Source organism: Ktedonobacter racemifer DSM 44963 (genome assembly GCF_000178855.1).
Taxonomy (GTDB): Bacteria; Chloroflexota; Ktedonobacteria; order Ktedonobacterales; family Ktedonobacteraceae; genus Ktedonobacter; species Ktedonobacter racemifer.
The window spans coordinates 3,037,951-3,058,166 of sequence record NZ_ADVG01000001.1 but is presented as its reverse complement, the minus strand read 5'-3'; the positions used below and the strand labels follow the sequence as shown (position 1 = coordinate 3,058,166).

General features: G+C 55.5%; 12 protein-coding genes. 8 read left to right on the top strand and 4 right to left on the bottom strand.

All coding sequences use genetic code 11. The features are described 5' to 3' along the window. The first annotated feature begins 100 nt into the window (after nt 1-100). Together KRAC_RS12995 and KRAC_RS12990 are read left to right on the top strand one after the other, a co-directional pair. Nucleotides 101-1,213, top strand: coding sequence for a hypothetical protein (locus KRAC_RS12995; protein WP_007907616.1), 1,113 nt, complete (start codon nt 101-103; stop codon nt 1,211-1,213). Between the two features lie 113 nt (nt 1,214-1,326). Continuing rightward, nucleotides 1,327-2,418: a hypothetical protein gene (locus KRAC_RS12990; RefSeq protein ID WP_007907614.1), complete on the top strand. Its 1,092-nt coding sequence runs from the start codon at nt 1,327-1,329 to the stop codon at nt 2,416-2,418. A 67-nt stretch (nt 2,419-2,485) separates the two neighbouring features. Here KRAC_RS12990 and KRAC_RS12985 read toward each other — a convergent pair whose 3' ends face one another. Next, a complete protein-coding gene (locus KRAC_RS12985; RefSeq protein WP_007907612.1) occupies nt 2,486-2,785 on the bottom strand; it encodes a hypothetical protein in 300 nt (99 codons plus the stop codon). A gap of 414 nt (nt 2,786-3,199) precedes the next feature. Here KRAC_RS12985 and secA point away from each other — a divergent pair, with 414 nt between their 5' ends. From secA to KRAC_RS12950, 6 genes are all read left to right on the top strand, one after another. Then, on the top strand, nt 3,200-6,664 hold the full coding sequence (gene secA / locus KRAC_RS12980; protein WP_007907610.1) for a preprotein translocase subunit SecA: 3,465 nt from the start codon (nt 3,200-3,202) through the stop codon (nt 6,662-6,664). 423 nt (nt 6,665-7,087) lie between these two features. Next, nucleotides 7,088-8,380, top strand: coding sequence for an isocitrate lyase (gene aceA, locus KRAC_RS12970; RefSeq protein WP_007907608.1), 1,293 nt, complete (start codon nt 7,088-7,090; stop codon nt 8,378-8,380). A 113-nt stretch (nt 8,381-8,493) separates the two neighbouring features. Beyond that, nucleotides 8,494-10,101: a malate synthase A gene (aceB, locus tag KRAC_RS12965; protein ID WP_040443522.1), complete on the top strand. Its 1,608-nt coding sequence runs from the start codon at nt 8,494-8,496 to the stop codon at nt 10,099-10,101. Between the two features lie 254 nt (nt 10,102-10,355). Continuing rightward, a complete protein-coding gene (locus KRAC_RS12960; protein WP_007907605.1) occupies nt 10,356-12,290 on the top strand; it encodes a nitrilase-related carbon-nitrogen hydrolase in 1,935 nt (644 codons plus the stop codon). 183 nt (nt 12,291-12,473) lie between these two features. After that, nucleotides 12,474-13,235, top strand: a complete 762-nt coding sequence (locus KRAC_RS12955) for an SDR family NAD(P)-dependent oxidoreductase (protein WP_007907603.1) — start codon at nt 12,474-12,476, stop codon at nt 13,233-13,235. A 215-nt stretch (nt 13,236-13,450) separates the two neighbouring features. Next, a complete protein-coding gene (locus KRAC_RS12950) occupies nt 13,451-15,568 on the top strand; it encodes a GAF domain-containing sensor histidine kinase (RefSeq protein WP_007907601.1) in 2,118 nt (705 codons plus the stop codon). 46 nt (nt 15,569-15,614) lie between these two features. Here the strand turns inward: KRAC_RS12950 and KRAC_RS71160 are convergent, their stop codons facing one another. The 3 genes from KRAC_RS71160 to KRAC_RS61415 all read right to left on the bottom strand — a co-directional run bounded on the left by KRAC_RS71160 (nt 15,615) and on the right by KRAC_RS61415 (nt 20,177). Further along, nucleotides 15,615-15,785 (bottom strand): DUF7455 domain-containing protein, encoded by a 171-nt coding sequence (locus KRAC_RS71160; RefSeq protein ID WP_007907599.1) that lies wholly within the window; start codon nt 15,783-15,785, stop codon nt 15,615-15,617. 360 nt (nt 15,786-16,145) lie between these two features. Continuing rightward, nucleotides 16,146-16,382: a hypothetical protein gene (locus KRAC_RS12945; protein ID WP_007907598.1), complete on the bottom strand. Its 237-nt coding sequence runs from the start codon at nt 16,380-16,382 to the stop codon at nt 16,146-16,148. Between the two features lie 168 nt (nt 16,383-16,550). Continuing rightward, nucleotides 16,551-20,177 carry an AAA family ATPase gene (locus tag KRAC_RS61415; RefSeq protein WP_007907596.1) on the bottom strand — a complete coding sequence of 1,209 codons (3,627 nt, stop codon included), beginning with the start codon at nt 20,175-20,177 and terminating at the stop codon, nt 16,551-16,553. Between the last annotated feature and the right edge of the window lie 39 nt (nt 20,178-20,216).

Here is a 20,216-nt window from a genome sequence, read left to right as displayed (position 1 = left end):
GCTTTAATGGTTGTTACACGCACATTCTCCTCTCGTTCTGTATAATGAATATCTAGGGGGATACACGTAGTATCCTCCTGAGGTGGAGAGGAGGAGTGCGATGCCACTGGAGCCAATGGTGGAGAGTGCATTTGGGTTGGGTCATCATGTCAGGCTCTACCCTGAGTACCTGGACGTGAATGGTAAGGCATATAAGCTGACGCGCTTGAAAAGCGTGCGCCCTCAGTATCATCATTTATTTGGCGTGCCCTCAGCACGCGTGGAGCTGTGTTTTCAAGAGAAGAAAATTGTATTACGCGGCATGCCAGATGTCGAAGTGGCTGAGCGCCTGGTCGCGTACTTGCATCACTGGCTGCGTTTGCATGCTGGGAACGATGTCTGCGTAGTGGATGCACGAACTGAGCGGCGCCGTTCGCAGCCGAGGCATCCGCGTCCATCCTCGCCCGGGTCTTCTTCCCCCCAACCAGCTCTGGAATCTACGCTTCTTGATGTCGAGGTAAGCCTGGACAACGACATTTCCCCCATCCGTCGCTGTTCCGTGGCCGAACCAGGCGATATACCACGCTGGGCGCGGCGTTACCAGGAGCAGCGCGAGCGTCGTCAGCGCCGTTTCTTGCTTGAATGTATGCGCCATACCTATGGATTTGATATAAGCCAGGTCCTGACGCAGCTTGAGTCTGAGCACCTGCCTGTCGTTGAAATTCCTATGCCTCTCTTACCTGGTGAAGAGGCGCATTATATAACTGATGCCATGCTTTGTGGGCAGGAGCGCCCCTCGATGAGTGGTAAGCGCTATATGCCCAGAGATCATGGCAAGTTGGTGCTGACCAGTGAGCGCCTGATCTATTTTGGGCGTAAAAACCAGATTGTGCTGGCCTATGCGCAGGTGTTGCATATTTCGCGTGTGTATGAAGCAATTGCTTTTACGGCGGAGCATTGGCCCCGGCCAGAGATCTTCGCGGTTCGCCATCCGGTAGAGTGCGCCCTGTTTCTCGAACGTATCTTGGCGCATTGGCAACACAGGCAGGAAGAGCAACAGCAGGATCGCTTGCTGGAGCTGACACCCTCGTTGGCCTCGCGCTTGAACCTGGGACAGCTTCCCGATGCGGGGATAGTGGAGGGTTTACGCCAGAAGCAGATGGTGAGTCGTTTGAAAGCCCAATTTCAGCCCAGTAATAATAGTAATAATAAAGGGCGCAATTGTGTAGACTGAGGGCTTATGCGGAAACCCCATGGCCACCACCGTGGCGAGTGTGTTCAGGCTTCCGCATAGGCTGTAAATTGAGTACCAGGGGTTGACGAGATGGGAGAGGAGTTTGCACACCCATGATCGATACAATGTTGGCGTTGTGGAATCAGAAAAACAGGCGCAGGGGTGCTAAATTTTTTGTGACGTTTATGTTCATGTGTATCTGTGCCTCTATGCTGTGTGTCATTGTTGGCATGAACTTTTGGCCTACGTCGGGAAGTCAGAGACCAGGGCGCTCCGCGAATGCGGACCAGCGAGAGGCAAAGGCTACACGGACCATGTCTACAGGCGCGAAGCAACACCAGCCGGGTTCTGGAACCGTGACCCCGGTAACTCCGGACGATGTCGCGAAAGTACCCGGCATACAGCCATGTGATAGCGCTGCGACAAACGCATCTTCCCAGGGAAGTTCAAGCGATGGTACCCAGGCGAACACGAACTCATCGGGCTCCGGCCAGCCCTCGGCCCCTGCTCAGAGCAATGGAGGTGGGACGCAGCAACAGTACCCTCCGGCCCAGGGAGGCGCCCAACAGTATTATCCACCCAGCCAGGCCTTGCCAGTTGCCAGAGCAACCAACCCTCCCGCTCTCCCTGTAGCGCGTAAAACGGCGAAGCCGCATCCTACTGCGTCCGCTACACCTACTGTAACGGTCACGCCAACAGGAGAGCCAGGAGAAGATGATACACCAACGGTCGATCCTGCTGATGGAGATCAGGACACGCCTACCATTAGCGCAGGTAACGATGGTGCGACGCCAGGCATTGCGAATGTGGATGGAACGCCCAGCGTGACAAACGGCGATGGGACATCTGATGCTGGCGACAACAATAAAGGCCCCGAAGGAACGCCAACGCCTTTACCGTCGATTACGGCGGCTGGGGATAACTACGACCCTTCTATCTTTGATCCCCCCTTCTTCTGGCCCCATGCTGGGGATGCCATCCGTATCGAGATGCCACGCATGTATTGGAACTACAGAGGGGAGAAGATTCGCTACTGGCCGCTGACGTGTCTGCATCACACGGCTCCTGTCCAGCAGACAGACGATACTTCGGCTCTCTTGCTGCGTAACATCGCCTTTATTCTGGGCGGTTCATTTATCGCGACCGTGCTGCTGCTTGGTTCAGCCTATCTTATCAAGCATCGCAAGCGGAGTGTAGGAGTGTAGGAGTGTATAAGTAAGCCAAAAAAGGGATGTGTAATTGATCGCCAATCACGCATCCCTTTTTTGGCTTTTAAAGCGTACTATAGCGAATATGCGCGAAGAATTGAGCGATGAATAAGAGCAGGAAGGCGCTCCCGAAGGCAGGGAGAAAGGTGTAAAAAAGCGTCCCAGGTTGAATGCCCAGGGTAGCGATTACTACTCCCCCCAGGATGCCGCCGAGGACACCGATAAACATGTTGCCTGCGCAGCCAATAGTATTGCTGTGGAGCATCATCTCTGTCGTCGTGCCCGCCAGTCCTCCCAAAATAATCCAGAACGTCCAGGTCCAGAAGTTGTTAAAAACAGTACTTTCGACAACCGCCGCGAACATACACCCCCTCCTTTGGGTCATGGTATCTGCCGATCTTACTTGTAGTATAGACCAGGCCAAAGCAGGCAAGTGTTGATGTAGCCGTTGCCCACCTCCTGCTCTAACTAAACATCGCTTCATACGTATACAGGTATAGAATATTTTGTGCTTGCACCCTCGTGCCTGCGGCGCTCGCCCTGGTTGGGAGTGTGGTGCGCCCTGGCAGCCACAGGCTGCCAGGGCGCACCACACTCCCAACTAGAAAGGCTAACCTGCTGTTGATCGTCTCTTCTATTTAGTTCCTGAGTTATACTCAAGATGTACCTTGAAGCTGTATGCTCATAAAACTATACATGATATAATGTGCCTGTATTTTTAAGGTTTTTGACAATTGCGCTATTGCACCACAGCCGAGCAGTAGGAGAACGCTGAATCATGCAATTACTAGGAAAAATCCTGGGCGACCCGAATAAAAAGGAATTAAAGGTCATACAACCCATCATCGATAAAATTAACGCGCTAGAAGCAGAGATGAAGGAGTTGAGTGACGAAGAGTTGGCCGCTAAAACGGTTGAGTTTCGCTCCCAGCTCGCCCTCTACCTCAAAGGCGGCAAGGTGCTTGAAGACGAACTGGTCCTTCTGCTACGTGAGGCGCTGGACAAAGCCGAACCCTGGGCCGACCAGCTTACGGATGAGCAGTTGCACCAGGCAATTTCTGAGTATCGACAGAAGCTTGAGCACAAGCGTAATGGCGAGTATTTGCTGCGCACACGCCTGCAAGACACCCTCTCCGAGTGTTTTGAGCAGGGATACGAGAAGCTTTCTCCTGCACTCAACGAGCTACGCGTGGGTAAAGCCATTAAGCTTGCCGACGAGCGGCAGGAACGGCCTGATGAGGCCAAGGATCCCCAGCAGGCCATTCTGCAATTGCTGCAAGAGGCGGAGCCTTTGCTGAAAGAGGTCGATGAAGACGATCTCAAACGTGCCTTTACGGAGTTCTGGCCCCATTTTGAGGAGACCAGGCGCAAGGCGAGCGATGGCGAAGAGGGTTCTAATGCGCACCTGGAGCTGCTGCTGACCAATATTCTGAAAGAGCTTCAGCCTGAACTGGTGGCCTTGCGCGCCAATCAGATGGATGAACTGGCGCCAGAGATGGTGAAGCGCTACCGCAATGGCAAGACGTTGGACGATCTCCTGCCTGAGGCGTTCGCGGCGGTACGCGAAGCAGGCTGGCGTGCCATCAAAATGCGTCACTACGACGTCCAGTTGATTGGCGGCATCGTCCTACACCAGGGCAAAATCGCCGAGATGGGTACAGGTGAAGGTAAGACGCTGGTCGCGACCAGCCCCATATACCTTAACGCCCTGACCGGTAAAGGCGTGCATCTCGTGACTGTCAATGATTACCTGGCGCGCCGTGACTCTGAGTGGATGGGGCGCATCTATAAGTTCCTTGATCTGACGGTTGGCGTTGTCGTCAACGCCATTGATCCCTATACCCCTGAGCGTAACGCGGCCTACCAGGCAGATATCACGTATGGCACAAATAACGAATTCGGTTTCGATTATCTGCGCGACAACATGGTTACTTCACTGGACCAGGTCATGCAACGCGAGCTGTATTTTGCCATCGTCGACGAGGTGGATAATATCCTGATCGACGAGGCCCGTACACCGTTGATTATCTCTGGCCAGGGCCAGGAGTCGACCGATATGTACGCGCAGTTCGCGCGCTGGGTTCCACGCCTGAAGGCCGAGACCGACTATACTATCGATGAGAAGACGCGTAGCGTGCTCATGACCGAAGAGGGCATTGAGAAGATTGAGAAGCTGGCCGGTGTCACGAACATCTACGATGAAGAGAACCTGGACCTGACGCGTTATATGGAGAATGCCCTCAAGGCCGAGATCATCTTCAAGCGCGATAAAGACTACATCGTGAAGGATGGCGAGGTCGTTATCGTTGATGAGTTTACCGGGCGCCAGATGGCGGGCCGGCGCTATAGCGAGGGTCTACACCAGGCGATTGAGGCCAAAGAGGGCGTCAAGGTTCAGCGCGAAAACCATACCCTGGCTACGATTACCTTCCAGAACTACTTCCGCCTCTATGAGAAACTGGCGGGTATGACCGGTACCGCCATGACCGAGGCCGAGGAGTTCCATAAAATCTACAAGTTGGATGTGGTCAACGTCCCGCCCAACAAGCCCAGGGTTCGCGAGGATATGTCCGACTATATCTATCGCACTCAAGAGGCTAAGTTCAACGCGGTGGTGGAAGAGATCAAGGAGTGCTATGAGCGCGAGCAGCCGGTGCTGGTGGGTACAACCTCGGTCGAGATCTCGGAGTTGCTCTCTGACATGCTGAAGAAGCAGGGTGTGCCACACGAGGTCCTGAACGCAAAGCACCACGAACGTGAGGCACATATCGTGGCCCAGGCTGGCCGCAGTAGCGCGGTAACTATCGCTACCAACATGGCTGGTCGTGGTACTGACATTCTCCTGGGCGGGAACGCAGAAGGCTTCTATGACTCCACCCTGCGTAAGCATGCGGAGCGTGTCGATTATATTCGTGAAATGCCTGAGCGCAACGAGGATGAGCGGGCCGAGAAGGAAGAGGCCATTCAGGAATATCTCGCGAATATGACGGAGGCGGAGAAGCAAGAGTTGCTGCGCCAGAAAGAGCTTGAGTGCGAGAAAGATCGCGCGAGAGTACGCGAGCTCGGTGGCCTGCATATTATTGGTACTGAGCGCCATGAGTCGCGGCGTATTGATAACCAGTTGCGTGGTCGCGCGGGCCGCCAGGGCGATCCTGGTTCCACACGCTTCTTCCTGGCCCTGGACGATGAGCTGATGCGCCGCTTCGCCGCTGACCGTGTATCAGGCCTTATGGAGCGCGCAGGCATGGGCGACCTACCGCTGGAGAGTAAGCTCTTCTCGCGCATGATTGAAAGCGCCCAGAGCCGCGTAGAGGGCTACAACTTTGATGTGCGTAAGAACGTCGTTGAATATGACGACGTGATCGCGCAGCAGCGTGCCGTCATCTATAGCGACCGCCGCGCCATTCTTGAACATGGCGATATGCATGAGCGTATCGTGAAGATGATGGAGGGCGAGGTTGCCCGCATCGTCAACGCCTGTATCCCGGGCAATGTTATCTCCGAAGAGGAGGAACTGGAGACCCTCTTTAAGACGCTGGAGGTCTGGGTCAACATCCCAGAGGATATTCTGCCAGAGAATATCAATTCTGTTCGCCGCGAACAGCTCAAGAGCGACCTGACCGAACTGGTGTTGGAGCACTATGAGAAGCGTGGCGAGGAGTTGCGGCAGCAAGCACGGGAGTTAGGAGTGCCCCAGTATGATCCGTTGCGCGAGTTTGAGCGTACCTTCCTCTTGCAGGTCGTGGATCGCATGTGGATGGATCATATCGACGCCCTGGACGTGATGCGTGCCGGTATTGGACTGCGCAGCCTGGGCCAGCGCGACCCCCTGGTCGAGTTTAAGAATGAGTCCTACCGCATGTTTGATGAGCTGAAGGTGGCGATCCAGCACCATACCGTGGATGCGTTGCTCAAGCTTATTCGCAATGATGTGCGCCTGGCCATCGACCGTCCCGCGCCCGTGCGCAAGATTCCCGCGAATGTGCGGACGAATGCCGATGCTATCGCGGAGGCCAGTGGTCAGAGCAAGAGCGAGAATGGCGAGGAGGCGCGTGCGCGAGCCAATGGTCAGCGCAAGAGTGGGCAGACCAGGGCAAAGTCCGCATCAGGGCGTTCGACGAAGAGCCAGAGCAATGGCAACAGCAACGTCAATGGCAGCGCCTCGGCCTCTGCCAAGGTTGGGCGTAACGATCCCTGCCCCTGTGGCAGCGGCAAGAAGTTCAAAAAGTGCCATGGCGCATAAAGGTTAAAAAGCAATCATCGGGCAGGAAAGAGTGCCTCTTTCCTGCCCGATGATTGCTTTTGGGGAAGCTTACTGGCGCATAAGGGAAGACTTATTGAAAAGGTGTGTAATTGACACTATTAGACAGGGGAAGACGTCTGAAAGCCGTTCTATATGCAGGAAGCGAGCGCTTTCTATGCTTTTAAGCAAGGAGATAAGCCTGCTGATGTATATATCTGGCCAGGGAGCGTGACCTGATATATAACATTTTGGTTATGCTTTACCTCAGAATCTGCGAAGTAAAAGCCTGGACTATTGTTGCGCCTACATGGTACTCTTGGTTTAGAAGATAGGGAGACAACGTCGTCTCCTGGCAGAACAGGGAGGTGACAATGACGCCACCTCCTGATTCTTATGCCACTTAGAGAAGGAGAAGAACAGATCATGATGAGCAGTCAGCATGCAGAAAATGGGAATGCGCGTGATTTGCAGATGGCCTGGCAGGGTGAGACTCGCTGGCGGGGCGTCGAGCGACCCTATCTGGCGGAAGATGTCTTGCGTTTACGGGGCTCGGTACATATTGAATATACGCTGGCTCGCATGGGTGCCAAACGCCTCTGGACGCTGCTGCGCAGCGAGCCCTTTGTGCCTGCACTTGGTGCGTTGACCGGTAATCAGGCTGTCCAACAGGTGCGCGCTGGATTGAAGGCTATCTATCTAAGTGGCTGGCAGGTTGCAGCGGATGCAAACCTGGCGGGGCATATGTATCCCGATCAGAGCCTCTATCCAGCCAATAGTGTGCCGCAGGTCGTGAAGCGTATCAATCAGGCCTTACAGCGCGCCGACCAGATTCAGCACTCTGAGGGGAAAGGGGATATCTACTGGTTTGCTCCCATTGTTGCCGATGCCGAGGCTGGTTTTGGTGGCCCCTTAAACGTCTTTGAGTTGATGAAGGCCATGATTGAGGCTGGCGCGGCTGGCGTCCACTTCGAAGACCAGCTTGCTTCAGAGAAGAAATGTGGGCATCTAGGTGGTAAGGTCCTCATACCAACCGCTTCTGCGGTGAAGAACCTGGTAGCGGCGCGTTTTGCCGCGGATGTCATGGGCGTGCCAACCGTGCTTATTGCGCGTACCGACTCTAACGGAGCGCAGTTGATTACCTCAGATATTGATGAGACCGACAAGGCCTTTCTGACGGGTGAGCGCACCCCCGAGGGCTTCTTCCGGGTCCGCAGTGGCATTGAAGCGGCGATTGCGCGTGGTCTCTCCTATGCTCCCTATTGTGATCTCATCTGGTGTGAGACCTCATCCCCAGATATGGGGGAGGCTGAGCGCTTTGCCGCTGAAATCCATGCGCGCTTCCCCGGGAAACTCCTGGCCTATAACTGCTCGCCCTCGTTTAACTGGCGTAAAAATCTGAGCGAAACCCAGATCGCGGAGTTCCAGAAGCATTTAGGCTCGCTTGGCTATGCCTTCCAGTTCATCACCCTGGCGGGTTTCCACGCGCTTAACTACAGCATGTTTGACCTGGCACGTGGCTATCGCGAAGAGGGTATGACCGCCTACTCCCGCTTGCAGCAGGCAGAGTTCGCTCTAGAAAAAGTAGGGTATACTGCTACCAAGCACCAGCATGAGGTTGGCACGGGCTACTTCGATGAAGTTACCCAGGTCATCGCGGGCGGTGCGTCCTCTACTACGGCGCTTACAGGCTCCACGGAAGAGGCCCAGTTTCACTAATAAAAAAGTGATATAGTGCATCGTGGTGGCCGCAGGCCACCACGATGCACTATATCACTTATCCAGGCGAGCGCCGCAGGCGCGAGAAAGAACAAGAAAGGCAGTGCCTGATCATGGCTCATTCTCTTCATACATCATATGCTGAAGGTATTCAGGTGCTGGCTCCCGTGACCGCTGAATTCGCGGAAATCGTGACGCCAGAGGCCCTGAAATTCGTTGCCCTCCTCTCACGAGCCTTTGAGGCGCGACGGCAAGAGTTATTACAGTGTCGCGTGACACGCCAGGCCGAGATCGATGCGGGCAAGTTGCCAGATTTCCTGTCCGAGACGGAGACGGTGCGCAAGGGCGATTGGACGATTGCTCCCCTGCCGCGTGACCTGCAAGATCGCCGGGTCGAGATTACGGGTCCAGTTGAGCGTAAGATGGTAATCAACGCCTTAAACTCGGGCGCGCGCATGTTTATGGCTGACTTTGAGGACGCGCACTCGCCCACCTGGGAGGCCACGATTCAGGGCCAGATCAACCTGCGCGACGCGATCCGGCGCACCATTTCCTTTACCAGTCCCGAAGGCAAGGTCTATAAACTGAACGAGCAAACGGCAGTTCTGCTGGTCAGGCCGCGTGGCTGGCACCTGGATGAGAAGCATGTGCAGGTTGATGGGAAGCCTGTCTCGGGCGGCATCTTTGATTTTGCCTTGTACCTATACCATAATGCGCGGGAGCTCCTGCAGCGTGGCTCTGGTCCCTACTTCTACCTGCCGAAGATGGAGAGTCACCTGGAGGCGCGGCTCTGGAACGATATCTTTGCCCTGGCCCAGCGCGAACTGGGAATTCCTCAGGGGTCAATTAAAGCCACGGTCCTGATCGAGACCATCCTGGCGGCCTTTGAGATGGACGAGATCCTCTACGAACTACGCGAGCACTCGGCTGGCCTGAATTGTGGACGCTGGGACTATATCTTTAGCGCGATCAAGAAGTTTCGCAACCATCCAGCCTTTATCTTTCCCGACCGGGCTAAGGTCACGATGACAACGCATTTTATGCGCTCATACGCCTTATTGACCATTGCGACCTGCCATCGGCGCAACGCACCCGCGATTGGCGGGATGGCCGCCCAGATTCCCATTAAGAGCGATCCACAGGCCAATGAGGAGGCCATGGAGCGAGTGCGCAGCGATAAGCGCCGCGAGGCGACCGATGGACATGATGGAACCTGGGTGGCCCATCCTGGCCTGGTGCCAATCGCCCTGGCAGAGTTCGACGCCGCTATGAAGAGCCCCAATCAGATTGAGCGTAAGCGCGAGGACGTGCAGGTTGGCGCCGCTGACCTGCTCAAGGTGCCTGAAGGCACGATTACCGAGGTGGGGCTACGCAATAATATCAGCGTGAGTCTGCAGTACCTGGAGTCGTGGCTGCGTGGCCTGGGATGTGTCCCCATCAATAACCTGATGGAGGACGCAGCTACCGTTGAGATCTCCAGGGCGCAGATCTGGCAATGGATTCGCCATCCTAAAGGTGTGTTGGAGGACGGACGCAAGGTGACGTCGGAGCTGTATCACCAACTCCGCGAGGAAGAGCTCCAGAAGCTGAAGGATGCCCTGGGCGAAGAGCGCTACGCGACGCGTAAGTTCGCCCCCGCCGCAGAGATTCTCAATCAACTCGTCTCAGATGACCAGTTTGTCGAGTTTCTGACCCTTCCCGCATACCAGTATCTCGGCTAAGCGAGCCGCGATATTGTTTATATAGATACCAAATAGAGACCAAAAGAGTGGTATGGCTGTGTGCGAGTGGGCAATCGCCCACTCGCACACAGCCATACATTCATACTTGAGCGCTGCAGGCGCGAAAAAAGGTATCCCCTCAAGGGAGCGAAGTGTTATAATACTACAAGCTATATTCAGGGTGACTGCTCCACACTTGAGAACATGTCCTAACACCCTTTCCAGTCTTACGAGTCAGGCAGGAGTCCATCCACATGAGCACTCGCTTTGCATCCCCTACGAGTTATCGTGTCGCTGCTATTCAGTATGCGCCATCCCTGGGCGAGAAAGAGAAAAACGTTGCGGATTTGCTCGCTCTCGTTGAAGAGGCTGCTCAGCATGGTGCGCGCCTTATCGTCCTCCCAGAGATGTGTACAACCGGTTATTGCTGGACAACGCGCGCGGAGATCGCCCCCTATGTGGAGCCCATTCCCGGACCAACGACCCAACGCTTTCAGGCCTTAGCCTCGCGTTATCAATGCTATATTGTCCTGGGCATGCCGGAGGTGGACGCGCTCACACAGGTGTATTATAACGCTATGGTTCTTCTCGGCCCTGATGGCCCCATCGGGACTTATCGCAAAATGCATTCATATATGTCAGAATCTCGTTGGGCGCGTGATGGCGATGGGGGGGTGCCTGTATGGGAGACACCGCTTGGGCGCCTGGGCGCTATGATTGGCCTGGATGCCACCTACTTTGAGACGGCGCGCCTTGCGGCCTTACAGGAGGTAGATGTTCTTGTCTGTCCAACGAACTGGACGCTTGAACAGCATCCCACAAACTGGTGGATGGCGCGGGCCTTTGAAAACGGCGTCTACCTGCTGGTAGCGAATCGCGAGGGCAATGAGCGTGCCATGCATTTTCATGGTGGAAGTTGCCTGCTAAATCCAGATGGTTCAATTCAAGTTGCGCTGGAGACCGGATCAGGTATTCTCTATGGTGAGGTGGACCTGGCGCATAGTCGCGAGAAGCGCTGGGGAAGCGAGCAGGAGGTGTATGGGAACCGCCTCCAGGATCGCCGCCCACGCGAATATATCTCGCTTGTCAACAATCAATACCTGTGGGAACCCTTGCGTTATCATAGCTTGTATGAGCTAGGGGAGCTACCCCAGGGGCAGTTATCATGTGTGGGTTTCCTCCAACTAGGCCTGAGCTCCTTCGCGGCTTCGCAGGCGTCGACCACGCTTGAGACGCTGCAAAACCTGGTGCGCATGTGTATTCGTGATAATGCCCCTACCTGTCCCGATATCCTGGTGCTCCCTGAACTGGTGCTTCCTGGCCCTGTATTGCTGCATCCAGCGACGCAAAATCCCGCGAAGGAGTTCGCGGACCACATACGTACACAGGCCATTCGTGTTCCGGGTCCCGAAACGGATGCGCTGGTCGCCCTGGCGCAGGAGCTTCAAGTGAGCATGGTGCTTGGGGTCGCCGAGTATGCACAGGGGAACTACTACAACACGATCCTGTTGCTTGATCCCCATGGCATCTATGGCACCTATCGCAAACTACACCTCACACAGCGGGATCGACTCTGGGCCTCGCCGGGCAATCTTGGTCTCTCGACATTTGATACGCCCAGTGGCCGCATCGGGCTGGCAACAGGATATGATGTGCTTTTCCCGGAAACCTTACGTGTGCTGGCAGGGATGGGAACCGATCTCGTCTGCGCCCCCGCTTTCCTCGATTTCCCGGCTCCTGTACCGGTCGCGGCGACCCCTGGAGCGCGTGCGTCGTTTAGTTTCTTTATGGATGAAGATGGGAGTCAGCCTCATCACCTGCTCTGGCGGGTACGTGCCGCCGAGCATAACGTCTATCTCGCCCTGGCGAACTGGAGCCAGGAGTGCGCGGGCGGGCGCGCCAATGGTATGAGTGGCGTGTTTTCGCCAAACTATACCAATGAGGTCGTCGCCGACGAAGATGAACCAGGCTTGATGATGATGACCATTGATACACGTGAGCAGCGCACAGGGCGGCGCACCACGCATATGCTTGACTATGCTCCCGGCGATATGGCAGGCTCTTTGACGGGCGAGCTGGCTTATAATATTCTGGATTCTATTCCCGGGAACGTCGTACGCGCCAAGCCAATGCTACGTAAGCGCCAACCCTACTGGTACCTGGACATTGTGAAAGAGCGGCAGTCATAGCCTGTTGTGCTTCGGGGCATACGTATCAATGCCTGTCAATGAAGACGAAGGAGCGTGTAGGGTCCATGCTGGCATGGACTGCGAGCGTAGCGATCTCTCCAGCGGCTGGGTATCAACCTACGGGCGAAGAGTCCATGCCAGCATGGACCCTACAATTAATTGGCACCATATGAAAGGAAGCATATGCGTCTGGCTGACAAGGTTGCGATCATTACGGGGGCTGCGAGCGGTATGGGCAGGCTGGCGGCTGAGATTTTTGCCAGGGAAGGGGCAAGCGTCGCCCTGGTTGATATTGATGACAGGGGCGAACAGGCGGCGGCTGAGATTCGCCAGGCTGGTGGAAAAGCCCTCTTCTGCCGTGCTGATGTCTCAAGCGAAGAGGCGGTGAAAGGCATGGTGGCTCAGGTTATAGCGGCGTTTGGGCATATCGATGTACTCTATAATAATGCGGGAGTGATGCCGCCAGAGGATGAGGGCTTGGAGCAGATCACCGATGCCTTGTGGCAGAAGGTCATGGATGTCAATCTCAAGAGTGCCTATCTCTGCTCACGCTACGCAATTCCGCATATGCTTGAGCAGGGCAGGGGTTCGATCATCAATATTGCCTCGCTGGTCGTTTTTCTGGGGTGTACGGTCCCCCAGGATGCTTATACTATCTCTAAAGGTGGCCTGCTGGGCCTGACCAAATCGCTGGCAGTGCAGTACGGTCGCCAGGGCATTCGCTGTAACGCTATCTGTCCCGGCCCGATAGAGACCGAGTTGCTTCGTCATCTCTGGACCAACGAGGAGGCGCGTAATACGCGGCTCAATCGTATCCCGATGGGGCGTTTTGGTGATCCAAAGGATATTGTCTATATGGCCCTATACCTGGCCTCCGATGAATCTGCCTGGACGACCGGGGCCTGGTTGATGGTGGATGGAGGGATCTCCTCAAACTATTTTTAAGTACTACCTATCAGAAACCTGAGTGCTAGCCACGCGAGTGGCGCCGCTGTGTCCCCGAATGGGGGGAATGGGGGTTGGTTTCTGCATAAGAAGTAGACTGATGCTGGGCGTAGGAGTGTTTCTCTCGCAAGGTATAACGAAAAGGTGGTAGGAGTTGTTGCATCACCCCTCAATGATGAGTGTGGAGCGTGTCTGGCTCAATGGGTAGGACCGGTATGGGACAGCATAAAAACGAGCGAATACTGAATAAAAGAATGCACCTGGCCTTCTATACTGGCGGCACAATAGGGTGGAGTGTGGTGCTAAGCATCCTGCTCTATCTGTGTATTGTGCTGCTCCTTGGATTACTTGTGTATCGAGAGATGGCGACCAGCGATGTGTGGACGGGCCTCTTACTCTTCCTGGTGAGCCTCCTTTCGGCCCTGGCGCTAGCTCGTTCACTGGTTACCTTGCGGCAGAATCAGACCTTCTGGCGTTCCCATAAGCAGCAACAAAATGAAATTAATCTGTTGCGCATGCTGGTGAATCCTCTGGTAGATGTGTTAGATAAGGCGCGCCTGCATGAAGAGGCGACGCGCCAGCTCTCGACCATTTTAGGGTATGATGCTGTCGTGCTACTGACACTGGAGGAACCAGGAGAAGGCGCATCTTCTGCACAATCGCTACTCGTTCATGCTGTCTCCTCTACCTCAACCCCACTTAGCTGGCGTTCGCGCGAGCCAAATAAGCTTACCTCCATTTGTCAGGCAGGCGAGGAAACAACGATTAACTGGCATATACAGAGGGTGGCTCAATTTGATACCTGGATGCGCCAGCAACGCGTCTCGCTGATCACCTTTTTCCCCCTGCTCTATCATGGCAAGAAGCTAGGGGCGCTTGGGGTTGCGCGTTGCTCGGGTAGCGCTTTGAGCATGAGTGAAGCCTCGCTTTTGCGCCTCTATGCTGAGCAGTTGGCGACCTTTCTAGAATATGCCCGCTTGTATGAGGAAGCACATGAGCGCCAGGTCTTCGCCCAGGCTCTGGCAAATATCGCGACACGTTTGAACGCGGCCGCCATTGAGCTGGGAGAAATGAACCAGTTGATTTGTGATGAAGGCGGGCATGCCCTTGACGCTGACTATACTATCTTTTATTTGCCCGATGAGAAGCGTGAGAAACTTGTGCCTTTAACCTGTTGGGATAAAGAGCAGGAGAGAGTGGCTCCCTCCACTATCTGGCCCGAGCTGAGTGTGCAGGAGCCAGATGGGCAGACCTTTTTTGATCTCCAAGCCCGGTTAGTGCACCTAGAGAGAGCCGATGCCGTCTCCGTTTGTAAACTATCGCCTACTCGTTCGGATGTCAGCCCCCCAGACAAGGCGGCTTGCGGTAGTGTGCAGAAAGGGGTGTTGCGCAATGCGCTCTGGCAATGCGGAGTGAACTCCGCCATCCTGGTGCCGATGATGGCAGAGGGGGAGCCGATTGGTTTGTTGGTCTTCGCTCGAAGACAGTCGGCTGGGCGTCAGCGACGCGCTTTCTCTGTCTTTGATTTGCCACACGCCCAGGATTTTAGTGAGCAGGCCGCAGTGGCCTTCACTAATGCTCGCCTGTATGAGCGCTTGCGTAATGCACACCGGCGTCTGCAAGAACTGGACCAGATGAAGGACCAGTTTATGATGACGGCTTCTCACGAACTACGTACTCCCTTGACCGCCGTTCAGGGCTATATTGAGCTTGTAGTGCAATATGGTGATGTGCTGCCTCCTGAGGAGCGTGCGGATTTCCTGGAGAAGGCGCGTCGTGGATGCGATGAACTGACGATGCTTTTATCGAATGTCATGGATGCGAGCCGCCTGGAACGGGATGTAATTATTCGGCCAGCCTTGCTCAAGCGCGTCTCTGTCTCCGAGGCCTTTGAGAGCGTAACCCTGATGATTGAACCGAATCTTACCAGGGAGAAGCGGGAATTGCATGTACAGGTGGCCGATGATCTCTCGGTGCAGGCTGATCCAATGCGCTTGCGCCAGGTCTTGCTCAACGTGTGCGTCAATGCATTAAAGTATTCGGAACCAGGGACACCACTTTACCTTTCTGCCTCGGTCTACCAGGCGCCAGGGGCTGTGGTGAGTATCGATGTAACTGATAGAGGGAAGGGGATCGCGCCAGAGGATCAGGAGCTTGTCTTTCAGCGTTTCTACCGTTTAGAGGGGGATGTGAATAGTCCAGTGCGGGGATCGGGGCTGGGCTTATATATCTCCAGGCGATTGATAGAAGCCATGGGCGGGAAAATCTGGATTACGAGTAGCGGTATCCCAGGAGAAGGGTCGACATTTACGATCCAGCTACCCATGGCCTAAAAACGAGAGATGTGGGATAGGATGCAGGCTCAGCATGAGCGCTTCCTTATTTAGTGGTTCCTTCTTGCTTGCTTGCGGCTTCGGCCTGTTTCTTGACCAGGGGCGGGACGTGTTCCCCGCAGAAGAGGAAGCGGCGACCTCCTGAGAGGAGCTGGGCATAGGCGGCAGGCTCGCCACAGGTATCGCAGCGACCCACGTGTGTTTTAACGGCTTTCATAAAATGGAAGACCTCCTCGCGGCATTGGTATATTGCAGAGAACAGAAGCGTTTATGTCTTCTGGGAAGTATGTTTCTCAACCTGTTCCCTATCATATCACAAACGGTCTGTTAAACCCAGAGTAAGGTATATTGTGATGTGCTCTGGTGGGCGGGCAATGCCCGCCCACCAGAGCACATCACAATATACCGCCTCTTACATAAGACATAGAGAAGAAAGGGCTTTGGGGGCGCGTTTTTGTGCGAAGACATAGTAGAAGAAGCGAGATGAGAAGGCTTCTTAAGCTGCTTTTGCTTGTAAAGACATTTTTGCCAGAAGGCAAACAGGAAACAAAGGGCGATGGAAGTGGGGATAGGTATACTATAGATAGTAGTGAGCGGTGATGAGTGGGGTGCCAGCCTGCTCTGTTGAGCTATGGCCCGCACACTGTTGAAAGCGTTGCTCCAGGGATAGAGAGTTGAGCCAGGCTCCTCTTGCACCCTGTTGAGCCGCCTGTACATGTGCGTTGTCTTGCTCCAGACAAATTTTACATTCATCATCGCCACCACTCCAGATTGTATCCTTCCCAACGCCTGGCTCCGTGAGACAGAGCGACATGGTTTCCCTTTGTGACCCAGGGAGAGGCGACTGAAATTTCGGTCGCCTCTCCATTTTTTTTGCTGGCCCTGTTACATATACTAACAAAGTGCGGCGGTGTTGAAAATGGTGAAATGGTGGAGGCTGGCGGCCGCAGGCCGCCAGCCTCCACCATTTCACCATTTTCAACTATGATGTCAGTTCTGCGTCCGCCTCGATTTCGCTGGCGTCGGGTTCGGCAAGGTGTGAGGATGGCTCGCGCATCTCTATGTCGAGCTTATCATCGATGGCTTTAACGTGAACCTCGCAGTTCTGGGGGAGGTTCGCCAGCAGGATGCGCAGGCTGAGCGGAACAGTGAGCAGCTTTTCAATCACGCGGCGCAGGGGGCGCGCTCCCTGGGTCTGGCTGAAGCCCTCCTTGCAGAGGAGATCGATGGCGCTCTCGTCCGCGTGCAGGATCAGCCCTTGTTCAAGTAGGCGTGCGGCCAGCTCGTTCATTTGCAGCCCTGTGATGGAGCGAGCCTGGCTCTTATCCAGCGGATGGAAGATGACCACGTCATCGATGCGGTTGAGAAACTCGGGGCGGAAAGTTTGACGTAGCCGCTCCATAAGCAGGTCGCGCTGCATCTGCTCGTTATTTTCGCGTGAGTGCGCGCGGAAGCCACTGGGCATAGAGCGCCCCAGCATATCCGTTCCGACGTTAGAAGTCATGATCCAGATGGCGTGCTGGGCGTCGACGGTATGGCCCTGGGCGTCCGTCAGGCGTCCCGCGTCAAAGACCTGGAGGAAGAGATCAAAGACCTCGGGATGAGCCTTCTCCACCTCGTCAAGCAGGACAACACAGTGGGGGCGACGGCGTAGCTTGCCGGTTAGTTGTCCCTCCTGGTCGTAGCCGACATACCCTGGAGGGGCACCAATCATGCGCGAGACCGCGTGTTTCTCCATGTACTCCGACATATCGACGCGAATCAGGTGATCATCGGAGCCAAAGACCTCGGCAGCCAGGGCGCGTGCTAGCTCTGTCTTGCCGACGCCGGTGGGACCCAGGAAGAGGAAGACGCCAGCCGGGCGATGGCGTGGCTTCAGGCCAGCACGTGCGACCTGGATGGCCTGCGTCACGCGATTCACCGCCTCATCCTGGCCAATGACGCGCTCTTTGAGGCGCGTATCCAGGCTCAGTAAGCGGTCGCGTTCCTCGCGTCCAGGGGCCTGCACAGGGATACCGGTGCGATAGGAGATAACCTCCGCAATCATGGGCGCGGTAATAACAGGCATGGCTTGAAAGTCGTCGCCATTATCTTCGAGGTTATCGGCTTCATCTTGCTGCTTTTGCTCCATCCAGAAGATGCGGGCCTGCGAGCAGGCCTCGTCGAGCACGCTACAGGCTTTATCTGGCAGGCGCAGATTGGGCAGATACTGGACCGAGAGGTGAACTGCAGCCTGGAGAGCCTCATCGGTAATGCTCGTATGATGATGCTCCTCGTAGAGGGAGCGCATACCTTGAAGGATAGTGAGCGCATCTTCTGGCGATGGCTCCTCGACCAGGATGGGGCGCAGGCGGCGCTCCATCGCGGCATCCTTCTCAATCATGCGATACTCTTGAGGCGTGGTGGCGCCAATACAGCGCAAGCGTCCGCCTGCCAGGGCTGGCTTGAGGATGCCTGCGGCATCGATACTGCCGTCGGCGGCGCGCCCGGTGCCGATCAGCATATGCATCTCGTCGATAAACAGGATGATATTCCCGCTCGTCTCCGCCTCTTCCAGCACCTTTAGCAGCCGTTCTTCAAACTCGCCGCGATACTTGGTGCCAGCGACCAGGGAACTGGCTGAGAGTTCGATGAGTCGTTTCCCTCGTAGCTCAGCAGGGACATGGCCTTCGACAATTCGCTGGGCCAGCCCATACACGATGGTTGTTTTGCCAACGCCGGAATCGCCGATGAGGATGGGATTATTGCGATCCTTGAGCATCAGCGTCTGCATGAGCAGGCGAATTTCTTTATCGCGCCCAATGAGTGGCGTCAACTGATCGCTGGACGCCTGCTTCGTCAAGTCGCGTCCCAGGCGCTCAAGCACGGAGTTGCCGCCCTTGGCGCCTCCATCTGCTCCCAGCACGCCGGGAATCTCCTCTGGTACGGCCTCTGGATTGGCGCCCGCTGAGGGAACAAGTTCCAGCAGGGCATGGGCATCGCTCTGGACAATCAGCTCAACTAGTTGTGTAGGATTGATGCCCAGTTTGGTGAGTAGCTCATGCGTCACACCGTCGCCTTCGCCTAGAACGGCCTGCGCAATGGCGCGCTCATCGACCAGGGACGAGCCTGCCGTGACCGCGTTGCGCTCGGCTGTTTGCAAGATCTCTTTACAGCGGCGGGTAGGCAGAATGGGGGTGTCGATGCTAGCCTTGCCTGAACCCAGGGCCAGGCGGATGACATCGCGCACTTGTTTGGGTGAGAAGTTGAGCGTGCGCAGGGCATCCTGCGTGCAGCCACCATCGAGCTTGGTCAGGGCGATAAAGAGATGGGGGGTACCCAGGTAGTCCTTATGCATACGCCGGGCCTCGCTCAAGGCAATTTCGAGAACGGCGCGCAGGAAGCGGCGATCCGGCGTGCTCGCAGACGGAAGGATTGGCGACATAATCTGACTATCATCCAATGCGTCGAATTGTGGTTCCAGCGGTCTATCCTTTGTCGCGAGCGACGTCGTGACCAGGCGTTGCGTGGGATCACCATACAGGAGGAAGGAGGCCCAGGTAGTATCGTTGCTATATTGCTGGGAGATGGCCTGGCGTGTGCGACGCAGGGCCTCGCCCAGAGTCACGCCATCAGCGATATCCTGATAGAGCAGCGCCATAAAGTCGCGTGCACGCAAGGGGTTTACCGGCCAACGCATAGCAATAACGGCACCGGCACCCGATGACAAAAAGCGATTGGCCAGGCGCTCGGTATGCTCATCGCGTTCTTGCTGGTTGAGAGCATTGGTGCCGATGCGTGTCTGGCGCTCGTCCTCGTAATAGCTCAGAAAGATCAGGGGGCGCTTTGAGAGGGAGAGCGAAAGGTGTTCAATCGTATCGGCATCCAGGCGTGAATTGCCCGCCAGGGCCAGGACTGGCTCATGACCACTCATCAACGGTAGGGCGCCTGCGTAGTGGATGATCAGGGGATTCTCTGTCGCGGCGCGCATACGCAGTTCCAATTGATTGGCCTGCTGGCGGTAGAGAATACTGCGCGAGACCGTCTCGGGAAGTGTGGTGCAGAGGGTCGCGACCTCCTCTTCCGCGCCACTAAATTCGCCCGTAGGATTGACCAGGAAGAGCACAGAGACTTGTTGGCTCTCGCGTTTCCCCTGTTTGCGTGCCTGGCGTTCTACATATGCACCAGGTTGAGCAAGATCACGTTCCTGATACGTATGGGAGGTACGTCCAATGCTTAGAGATTGGCAGAGATAGCGTCCTGGCTTCTGACTCTGGTCAAAAAGTAATTCCCAGGGAATGTCCGGGGTATTGGTTTTGAGAAGCAGCGGAGTCGTTAGATTGCGGAGCGCTTCTTGTAAGGGGGGAGGGAGAAGCGAATCGAAGAGGAAGCGACCAAGAACGAGCTGCACATCATGGAGGGTATTGGAGGAGCGTTTCCCCTCAGCCAGACCTGACGTCTGCGCAGACTGCGCAACGGCTTGCAGCATGCGGCGAAGTCGTTCACGTGTCTCTAAGCTCAGATCGACGCTGATCTCCTGTCCCATGGACGCCTGGCCATCGGGAAGATCAAGACGAAAGCGATAATGTGTGTCTGATCGAATAATTGTTAGGATCGCTGGCTGTTCCATAGAATACTTCTCTTCCACAATCTCCCAAAAAACATCTAA